This is a genomic window from Ligilactobacillus acidipiscis DSM 15836, assembly GCF_001435755.1.
Taxonomy (GTDB): Bacteria; Bacillota; Bacilli; order Lactobacillales; family Lactobacillaceae; genus Ligilactobacillus; species Ligilactobacillus acidipiscis.
In genome coordinates this window covers 1-9,117 of record NZ_AZFI01000083.1, presented here as the reverse complement: position 1 = coordinate 9,117, position 9,117 = coordinate 1, and the positions used below count along the sequence as shown (strand labels likewise).

At 38.8% G+C, this 9,117-nt stretch carries 7 protein-coding genes; 2 read left to right on the top strand and 5 right to left on the bottom strand.

The features are described 5' to 3' along the window. The first annotated feature begins 239 nt into the window (after positions 1 to 239). Positions 240 to 395, top strand: a complete 156-nt coding sequence (locus FC65_RS11825) for a ribbon-helix-helix domain-containing protein (RefSeq protein WP_156408588.1) — start codon at positions 240 to 242, stop codon at positions 393 to 395. Positions 396 to 466: 71 nt separating this feature from the next. On the opposite strand, the gene FC65_RS06660 is transcribed toward FC65_RS11825, so the two are convergent. From FC65_RS06660 to FC65_RS06650, 3 genes are read right to left on the bottom strand one after another with little or no spacing between them, the layout of a single operon-like run. Further along, positions 467 to 1,909 (bottom strand): ABC transporter permease subunit, encoded by a 1,443-nt coding sequence (locus FC65_RS06660; protein ID WP_056972022.1) that lies wholly within the window; start codon positions 1,907 to 1,909, stop codon positions 467 to 469. After that, positions 1,910 to 2,803, bottom strand: coding sequence for an ATP-binding cassette domain-containing protein (locus FC65_RS06655; RefSeq protein WP_056972021.1), 894 nt, complete (start codon positions 2,801 to 2,803; stop codon positions 1,910 to 1,912). Then, complete coding sequence (locus tag FC65_RS06650; RefSeq protein ID WP_338088176.1) at positions 2,790 to 3,674, bottom strand: ABC transporter ATP-binding protein; 885 nt, start codon at positions 3,672 to 3,674, stop codon at positions 2,790 to 2,792. Before FC65_RS06650 ends, FC65_RS06655 begins: the two co-directional genes overlap by 14 nt. A 228-nt stretch (positions 3,675 to 3,902) precedes the next feature. On the opposite strand from FC65_RS06650, the gene FC65_RS06645 reads away from it, so the two are divergent. Further along, entirely contained in the window at positions 3,903 to 4,499 is a 597-nt protein-coding gene (locus FC65_RS06645) for a TetR/AcrR family transcriptional regulator (RefSeq protein ID WP_056972019.1), read from the top strand. A 796-nt stretch (positions 4,500 to 5,295) separates the two neighbouring features. Here FC65_RS06645 and FC65_RS06640 read toward each other — a convergent pair. Both FC65_RS06640 and FC65_RS06635 read right to left on the bottom strand, forming a co-directional pair. Then, the gene (locus tag FC65_RS06640; RefSeq protein WP_056972018.1) at positions 5,296 to 7,527 is read right to left on the bottom strand and encodes an AAA family ATPase; all 2,232 of its coding nucleotides are present in this window, start codon (positions 7,525 to 7,527) and stop codon (positions 5,296 to 5,298) included. A gap of 318 nt (positions 7,528 to 7,845) precedes the next feature. Then, the gene (locus FC65_RS06635; RefSeq protein ID WP_056972017.1) at positions 7,846 to 8,901 is read right to left on the bottom strand and encodes a MupG family TIM beta-alpha barrel fold protein; all 1,056 of its coding nucleotides are present in this window, start codon (positions 8,899 to 8,901) and stop codon (positions 7,846 to 7,848) included. Positions 8,902 to 9,117: the final 216 nt, after the last annotated feature.

Sequence of the window (9,117 nt, the reverse complement as noted above, 5' to 3'; positions counted from 1 at the left end):
CCGATATTAAACCTCGTATGAATAATTCGGGAGTAATTAAGCATAAATATTTTAGGTTACCTTATAAGTGACTAAGAAAAATTCTCTCTTTTTTCTTACGCAAGCTACACGTAACGGAAAGCCGGATCTATCCACTTTCTCACTACAAGGTTCAAAAAAATTATAACGTGAAAGTTTATTGGTACTTACCTTTCCTGAGTATGCTCTGCTCTGTTTTTAAATTTTAGGAGGCACACTTTATGGCAAAAGAAAAAGAACGTGAACAATCGATCCATGTGAACACATCGCAAGAAACCCGCAAATTATTACTGAATCTTTCGCATCGTTTAGATCTCTCACAGGCAGAAACTATTGAAAGAGCCCTCGAATTATTAGACCAAAATAATCCACAATAGAAAAAAGTAGTGCTGAGTTTTCAAACATTCTCTGCACTACTTTTTTATTAGGATTCTAAATTTTTTATGAATTACAATGGGAGATCCTTCTTGTAGAAGATCACCGCAGACATTCCATACAAGACTGCAGCGATCCCGCCTAAAATCAGCAGTGGGATTCCAAAATCTCCGTTGCTTAAGATCTCGTCTGTTTTGTAAAGAGTAGTCAACGAGAAGTATTTCAAGTTCTCTAAACTATCGCTTTGTTGAATGACCATACTGATCAAGAAGAATGCAAATGGTAAACCAGCGCCCAAGACCAGCGCCTGGTTAGAACGGTTGAAAAGCGTACTTGCAAAAAATGAAATACTGCCCATTCCTAAAATCAATAAGCAAGCCCCAACGTTCAACCAAACAAAGGTACTAATGTCAAATTCCAAAGATTTGTCTGACTTCAAGGCAGCGTTAACTTCGGAACTGTCAATCAAGGCTTTTAACTGGCCTTCAGGAACCTTAGTTGCTTTAGAAGCAGCCTTGATCGCCTTATCGTCTTTTAGCAAACTCATATTATCTTTAATATTGCTTTCAGAAGTATGAATAGCCTTAGCACCAGCAGTTGTAGCCGTCGACAAAATCACGGTTGGATCAGCCGGAAGCTTGCTGAGTGCCTCTTTTTGTTGGTTATTTTTACTATTTTTGATCTGATCATTGACTGAATTACGATAACCATTGACACTTTGACCAGTGACCTTAGCTCCAGCTTCTAACGCATCATTATCCTTCATCATCAATTGCGGTTTTTTAGCTAATTCCTGCTCAGTGATCTCGATCTCGTCTTTATCCTTATCAGAATCCGAATATTTATCTTGACGGTTATCAGTTAACTTAGTGGCAGCAGCCTTATAACTATCACGTAAGATCGCCTGATCCAAGTATTCACCATAAGCGGTTTTATCCATTTTACGAGCTTCAGCGCCAGCTTGCATTGCATACTTATCATCTTTGATCATGTACAAATGTTTGCGTACATAGCTGGGTTTGCGATCCATCGCATCGGCCGCCGCTTCAACGTCTTCGGTCATTGGCGAACCTGAAACATTATGATGGGCTAATTCAGAAACTCCAAGTCCGACACCAGTCAAAACACCAAACATCAAAACGATCGAGCCGATCATATATGCCATTTTGGTAAAGATCACGGTACTGCGTCTAATAGGTGTCGACAACGTATAAGCCATCGAACCGCTATCGACCTCATTAACTACCAAATTATTAGCTGAAAAAATAATATAAACTAATCCCAGCATGATAGCGATCATTTTATAAAAAGTTTCCAGTGTTCCCAAAATAGTGCCAAATCCAGAAAGAACACTACCAAATGCTGTCCCTTCAGCTGCAGACGACAAAGCACCAAAATCAGCCGGATCAAAACGAATGATAAAGTTGCTGAACAAAGCGCTGGCGACTAGTGTGATCACGAGCCACAATGCCCCATTTGAACGGACACTTTGTTTAAAAATCGGTTTACTGAACATCTATGCTTCCTCCTTGAATGTTTGATTGAAATAATCTTCAAACGTTTGCTTGATCTCTTTAAAGAACAAAACGTCATACTGCGAAAGATCATTCATGAGCTCGTTAATATCCTTATCATTGATCTCAACAGTTACCTGCAAGTCATCTGGTTGAATGTTAATACAGTGATAAGACAATTCAGAGAAACGTTTAAAACTAGCATCATTCTTAAACTCTAATTTAAACCGCTTATTTTTGTTATAACGAATATCATCCATCGAAACGATGTCAACGATCTTACCATTTTTGATCAGTGCTACTTGATCACAAGTTTCTTCCATTTCTTTGAAAATATGACTAGACATAAAAATCGTCTTACCCATTTTCTTTTGTTCTGCCAGTAATTCAATAAACGTGTCTCGCATCAAAGGGTCAAGACCAGTTGTCGGTTCATCCATGATCAAAATATCAGATTCAGCCGAAAATGCAGCCGCGATCGCTGTTTTCTGTTTCATACCCTTACTCATACTTTTAATATTGGCAGTCGCATCCAACTGTAACTTATCGCAGATCTTCTTACAGTGCTCCCAGTTACCTCGCCCGATCATTTCCATCTGTCGTTTCAAGAATACTTCACCGCTGTCATTACCCGGAAAGTTGATCTCGCCTGAGATATAGGCAACTTTTTGTTTAACTTGAGCACTCTTTTTAGTACAGTCAAGGCCGTTGATCGTGGCATGGCCGCTATCAGGCTTGATAAAGCCCATTAAATTACGGATCGTCGTTGTTTTACCGGCGCCATTGATCCCTGCAAAGCCGAAAACTTCACCTTGATCGACTGAAAGAGAAATATCAAAGATCCCACGGCCCTGTCCATAATCTTTCGTTAAATTGTTGATCTCAATACATGCCATGAACTAATTCCTCCTTCCCCTCTTCTACACTGCGATTGCGATCGTAGAAGTTCATGAAGTAATCTTCAAGAGTAAACTTGATCTCAGAAATAAAGTTCAAATGGTATTGACTCAATTCCGTGAAAAACTCATGAATGTTTTCGTCTTGAATATGCAATTTCACTTGATCTTGCGCAGGGCGTTTGACCGAAACATCCAAGACCGTATTTTTCACAAAACGCTCATAAGTTTCGTGGTCAGAAAATTCGATTTTAAAAGCCTTGTTCTTATTCTGTTTTAGATCATCCGCTACAATAGTCGAAACAACTTCCCCATCTTTAATGATAGCGATCCGGTCACAAGTAGCATCGACCTCACTAAAAATATGACTAGATAATAAGATCGTTTTGCCGGCCTTCTTTTCCGCCAATACAAATTCAATAAAACGTTCCTGCATTAAAGGGTCCAACCCGCTGGTCGGTTCATCTAAAATCAAGATCTCCGGGTCATGCATAAAGGCAGTCACGACCGCTAATTTCCGCTTGGTCCCCAAACTCATTCGTTTGATCGGGCCCGATGGATCTAATTCGAATTTATCTAACAAGTAGTTTGTCTTGCTCATATCGGTAATTTGCCGTTCTTTAGCCATAAAGTCAATAAACTGTGTACCAGTCATTCCTGCTGGAAAAGCTAATTCACCCGGCAGATAGCCCACAGTACGCTTGATAGCTGCTGCACTGGACCAGCTATCCTTGCCATCAACCAAGATCTGGCCTTCTTGCGGTTTGGAAAAGCCCATAATATGCCGGATAGTCGTTGTTTTTCCCGCACCGTTCGGCCCTAAGAATCCAAAAACTTCACCCTTGTTGACTGAAAAAGATACATCGAATATGCCGCGATGATGTCCATAGTCTTTGGTTAAATGATCGATCTCAATAACTGCTATCTTTTTCTCCCCTTGCCAAATTAAATTTACAAATGATAGTTTATTTACATTTGTTCATTTACAGATTATAATAACTCTAGTTAAAAATGCAACAAACACTTTTTGCAAAAACGCAACTTAACTATCAGAAAAGAAAATTTTGTACAATAAAATTACATAAAGGAGTTAATTTCGATGGATGAATCACTCGACTTACGTGTTCAAAAAACTTATACTTCACTGATCCAAGCTTTTTTTGACATAGTTCAAAAAAAAACAGTGGATAAATTCACGGTCAATGAGCTTTGCAAAAGAGCACAAGTTAGACGGCCAACTTTTTACAAACACTTCAACGATAAATACGATTTTATTAAGTTTGTTATCCACACTATCCAAAAAGAGACTTTACAAGACATTGACAGCACAGCCGACACTAAGCAGCCACTAGACTATCTTCTAACCTGTTTTAAAAAAGTCATTGAGCTGCTCGAGAAATATCAACAAGTTTTACTTCACTTTAAGATAGATTCTCTGGATGAATTTCCCTTCGAGATCATCGACGACTATCTTGAAATGCAACTCGAAAAAAAGCTTACTTATTTTCTGGAGCAAAATCCTCAGTTGCCCCAAGATCCAGATTTCACGTGTCAAATCTTACTGGGGATGTATAGGCAAATCGCACTTTGGTGGATGAAAAACAAGAAAACAACCACTAAAGAAGAAGTAACTGCTAAAATGAAGCAATTTTTACTTTTACTCTTTCCCGCTAAAAATAACGTTGATCCTTTCTAGATAGAAAATTATAAAAATAGGATCTAGTTTGACCTGCAAATTAATTAGAGCCTATTCGTTGATTTCATTGATCTGCTGTTTGACCTATATTATGCATAGAACTAATTGCAAGTTAAACAAATATGATAAATAACCAATACGTTGTGTGTAATTCTATTTTGATAATTTTTAGTTGGCTCAAACTTCCTTATATTGATTATGGATGTAAGATCATACTCATTTCTTACTAAGCAAAATAATATCTGAAAAAAGTTCCCTGATTTTTTCAGAGAAATTTTTGGTATATTTATTTTTTAGAAAGATTGCAATAGTTCTTACTGAAAAATTTGCCTGCTTTGCTTAGTATCAGCTATAAAAACGCTAACTCAACTAAGTAACCTTACAATGCACAACTTTGATCTACTTCCAGTCGAAACGAACTTCGATTGAGTCGAATATAACGCAAACTTCGGCCTACTTTGTATCACAAACGTAAATGTGAGACTTACTTCCACATACTTTGCGTCACAAACGAGAATGTAAGACCTACTTCGCCCTACTTTGCGTTACAAACGTAAATGTAAAGCTTACTTCCACATACTTTGCGTTACAAATATGACAGTTCATTGATTTTTTTAGAAAGCTACTTTTTAAAAGTCACTTTTACTTTGGTACAAAAAATACGAGCTTGTAATTTCATTTTCTCAATTACAAACTCGTTCATTTTTTGTACTATTTATAAATTTCCAGACAGTAGAGCTGAGAAAATTGTTAAGATCAACATAACAGTTGAACTGCTCGTACTGGGTCGTCTTTTTCAATACTGATACACATTGTTTTTTACCGTAGCCGGCTTGTCCAAGCTCTCCAACAACTGTTGCTCAGACATGTTGACAAAACTCAACTTGCCCTTCGAACGAGAAACGGCGGTATAGGCTAAACCGTAATTGCCTGTTTCAACGACATAGACTTTATCTGCCCCGCTCCCTTGAGCTTTATGGATCGTGATCGCATAAGCCAACAGGAGATCTTTTTTAGCTTTCCACAACGGCAACTCGTATTCATTCAGATCTGTTCGCACTTTGATCTGTCCTTTACTGTGGTTATTTGGTAAAGAAACAGCGGTCACCACGCCAAATTCACTATTAGTGTAATTTTTACCGGCCCAGCCGTTTTCATAAAAGACAACTTGAGCGCCGACAAAAAAACCGCCCCGTCCTTTATTATTTTCAATTTCAAATGGGATCACATTTTGTTTATCTTGTGCTAAAACCTTAAAGAAAGCCTGGTTGATCTGGGCAACATTATAATTACGAAAAGCCAAGATCATACACTCTGAAATATCGATATGTTCTTTTTTATAACGCAACATTTCTTTTAAAGACTCATGAAAATAACGCGGAGCATCACTATGCCCATCCCATTTTTTAGCCCGACATTGAGCAATAAATGCCCTCGTTCTAACGTCCTTGCAGCGAATGTTATCGCTAAAATAAAATGAATGACCCTGACTCTTCAACAATTCCATCACATTTCCTGAAACTGCCAAAGCTTCCGTATCATTTGTCACCGGTGGCAGTTGACGATCATCGCCCAAGAATAAATAACGAACGCCGTGTCCTAAAGTTTTCATGAGCTTGACCAAAATGTCTTGAGTGACCATCGAGATCTCATCAATAATAACCGTGTCAAAATCACCGTATTCTTTGTAGATCTCGCTATCGTCCATGCCATTATCGATATCAAAGCCTAATTTCTGGATGGTCTGCGCCTTAGTAAAACCATTTAAGATCAAATTGATCCGCGCTTTATGTGTCGGTGCCAGTGCCAAAACTTTGCTGGTATTAAAGATTTTACCCAGGGTATAGGTTTTACCACTCCCACCAACGCCTAATAACGCATCGACCCGCCGGTCTGCCTTCTTCAACCAAGAAATAAATTTTTTCTGCTCCACAGTCGGTTTGAACTTTCCAAAGGTCGCTTTTAAATGATGCCGGTGACAGTGGTCTTCAGTCAACATTTCTACTAAGTACCGTTCGCCTTCACACTTCTCACGTAAATGGAGCGTGTTGTGACAATTGTCGGGGCAAATGTAACCAAAATCTCGTAACAAATCTAGATTGTGGATCAAACGTTTTTGTGACAAAGGCAGAGTTTCCCCCTGTGTTTTCAGCATGATCAAGTCATCGCAACTTTGCAGGTGTTCTTGCGCCTTTGCGTCCAGCAAATTATATTCTATTAACAGCCGTTCGATCTCTTCCTTGTCAAAAAGCGGCAACAACAAAAGTGAAAAAACGCGCGACTTTTCCCAACGCTGCTCAAAAAACGGGTCATCTTCCATCCAATCATTCAAGGCAGAACGATAACGCAATTCTGTTAAATTGGGGATGATGTCTTTGTAATAAGTCCGCAGATCAGTCAATGAAACTACATAATAACCGGGAAAATCAGCTGTTTTAGGAACAGTCACATCTAGTTCATGCCACTCTCCATCTTTAAATCCATGCAGCTTTTTAACTGTCATACCGTTAATAAAAAAGTATGAATGCCGATACTTATCACTATCAGTTTCAGCAATAGGAGTACCATTTTTGGCAAGTTTGATAAAACGGAACTGCATTTGCGCATAACCGCGTTCACGCAATTCTTGCCGCTTCTTCTCAGCCGCAGCTAATTGTTCTTCCAGCTTAGTCACAGCTTTTTTAACGCCAGCAAGTTTCTGGGCTGGCATGCCTGCTTGTTGAGCAGCTTCCATATATTCTTTAGCCTCATCTGGCTTCTTTTGTCCAATAGCGGTCCGTGCCAACAAGCGATAAGCCTGACTGTGATTGGTTTTCTTTTTCAAGTCTAAAAAAAGATGCAGATAACGGTCCGCATCTTCATATTGTTTCAGACGATAACAGGCTTTGCCCAAATAGTAGCTGACTGACTTATAATCATCTTTTTGGTGGTAGATCCGTGTCAATAAAGGACGCGCATCATCAGCCCGATGGTCTTTGATCATCTCAACGGCCGCTTGATATGTCTGTTCCATTTCCTCTTTTTTCACGAATGTTCCCTCCCAACAAAACAAGGTGGAGAAATGCGAATAGAAATCGAGCATTAACGGACTTCAACAATAAGGCGTGCTTTTAGCGACTTGTTGTTGAAGTCAGCTAAGCGCAAGTTTCTGCATTTCGCAACCTGACTACAAAAACAGAGCGTAGAAACCTGGGTAGAAGGTGAGCACTAGCCGGCTTTTTCGCCATATTGCGTTTTAGGCAATGTGGTGGAAAAGTTGGCTAAGCACAACCTTCTGGGTTTCGAAGCTCAATTGTAAATATCCTATAATAATATTACAAAGCAAAACGTTAGATAGCAAATTTATTTAAAAAACTAACTGAATAGCTTGGTTTGCTCCACAAGCCTCTAACAGATCCAAATCATTTTGAGAAATATACCCTAACACATTAACCGTGGGATCAGCAGGCAAATTACGTTTGATCAACTGCAACTCACCTTCATACCGTCGCGCGAGCTTATTATCTAAAGTAATGGCTCCTCGAACACGTTCCTTAATATTTGCTGGTTTGATAGTTTTCTCTTTTAAACTGCGCCCTTCTCGCAAACGAACTGCGTCTCTAGCAACATCAGGCCGTTGATGAAAAACAAGGTCACCAGCAGTCAAATATTCTGGAAGATCGATTTCAGTAGTGGCATGCAACAATAAAGTATTGAATCTAAAATAGGAATCAAACTGGGCTGCTGTTTCAACTTGCAAGTCTGCATCTCCAATATAGACCTTGTTTACGTTATTGTTCAGCAAGTTTAAAGCTGCTGCAAGAGGATGCTGATAGCGTCCACTTTCTAGGGTCGGTAAAGTTGCAAAAACAGGCCCACGCAAATCACTATCGCCAGGTGCAAAGGCTATAACCGTAAAGCCGTTTTTCTTCAACCAGGCATTCTGCTGGTTAAACCACTTTTCTTCTAAGCCTGTATTTTTACGCGGATAATAATTATGACAAGCTTCCAAATTATTAAAGTTAGCCTGACTGTCTTTCAATAATTCAATATCTTGTTTACTGATCGTACTAGCATTTAAAGCGATCCCCATTTGCTGAGATAATTTGGCCACTGACAGCATTAGGATACCATCATCAATGCGCAGCTGTGTTACGCCAATGTGAGTTAATTCGTTTACTTTGTCTAAACTGATACCTAAACGTTCTAAAGCTACTGTTGAAATATCCACAGTTAGCTCTAACCGCAAACCACGACACTCAGAGCCTAAGTCTGTCAAACGTTGCAATAAAACCGATGGATCATCCTCTGGCAGGTTCAAAGAAGTAAAAACACCCTCGAAACCAGATTTAGCCAAACGAGCTACTCTATTTTTTGTACAAGCTGTAATTGGTGCACTTAAGTACACGGAAAAACCAAACATAATATTCCCTCCATAATTTTCCCATTTTAACCGAAATAAATTGTATCTTTTATAAATAACCATTTCTATATGGAAAACAATTCCAGATACTTTCAAGAATTTCAACAATCAAATATACAAATTACCAAATTCAATATATCATAGATATAATTGAACGTTTACAAATTAAACACTAAATACAACATTTTGGGAGTGTCAAGAAGTTTGTGTAAATGA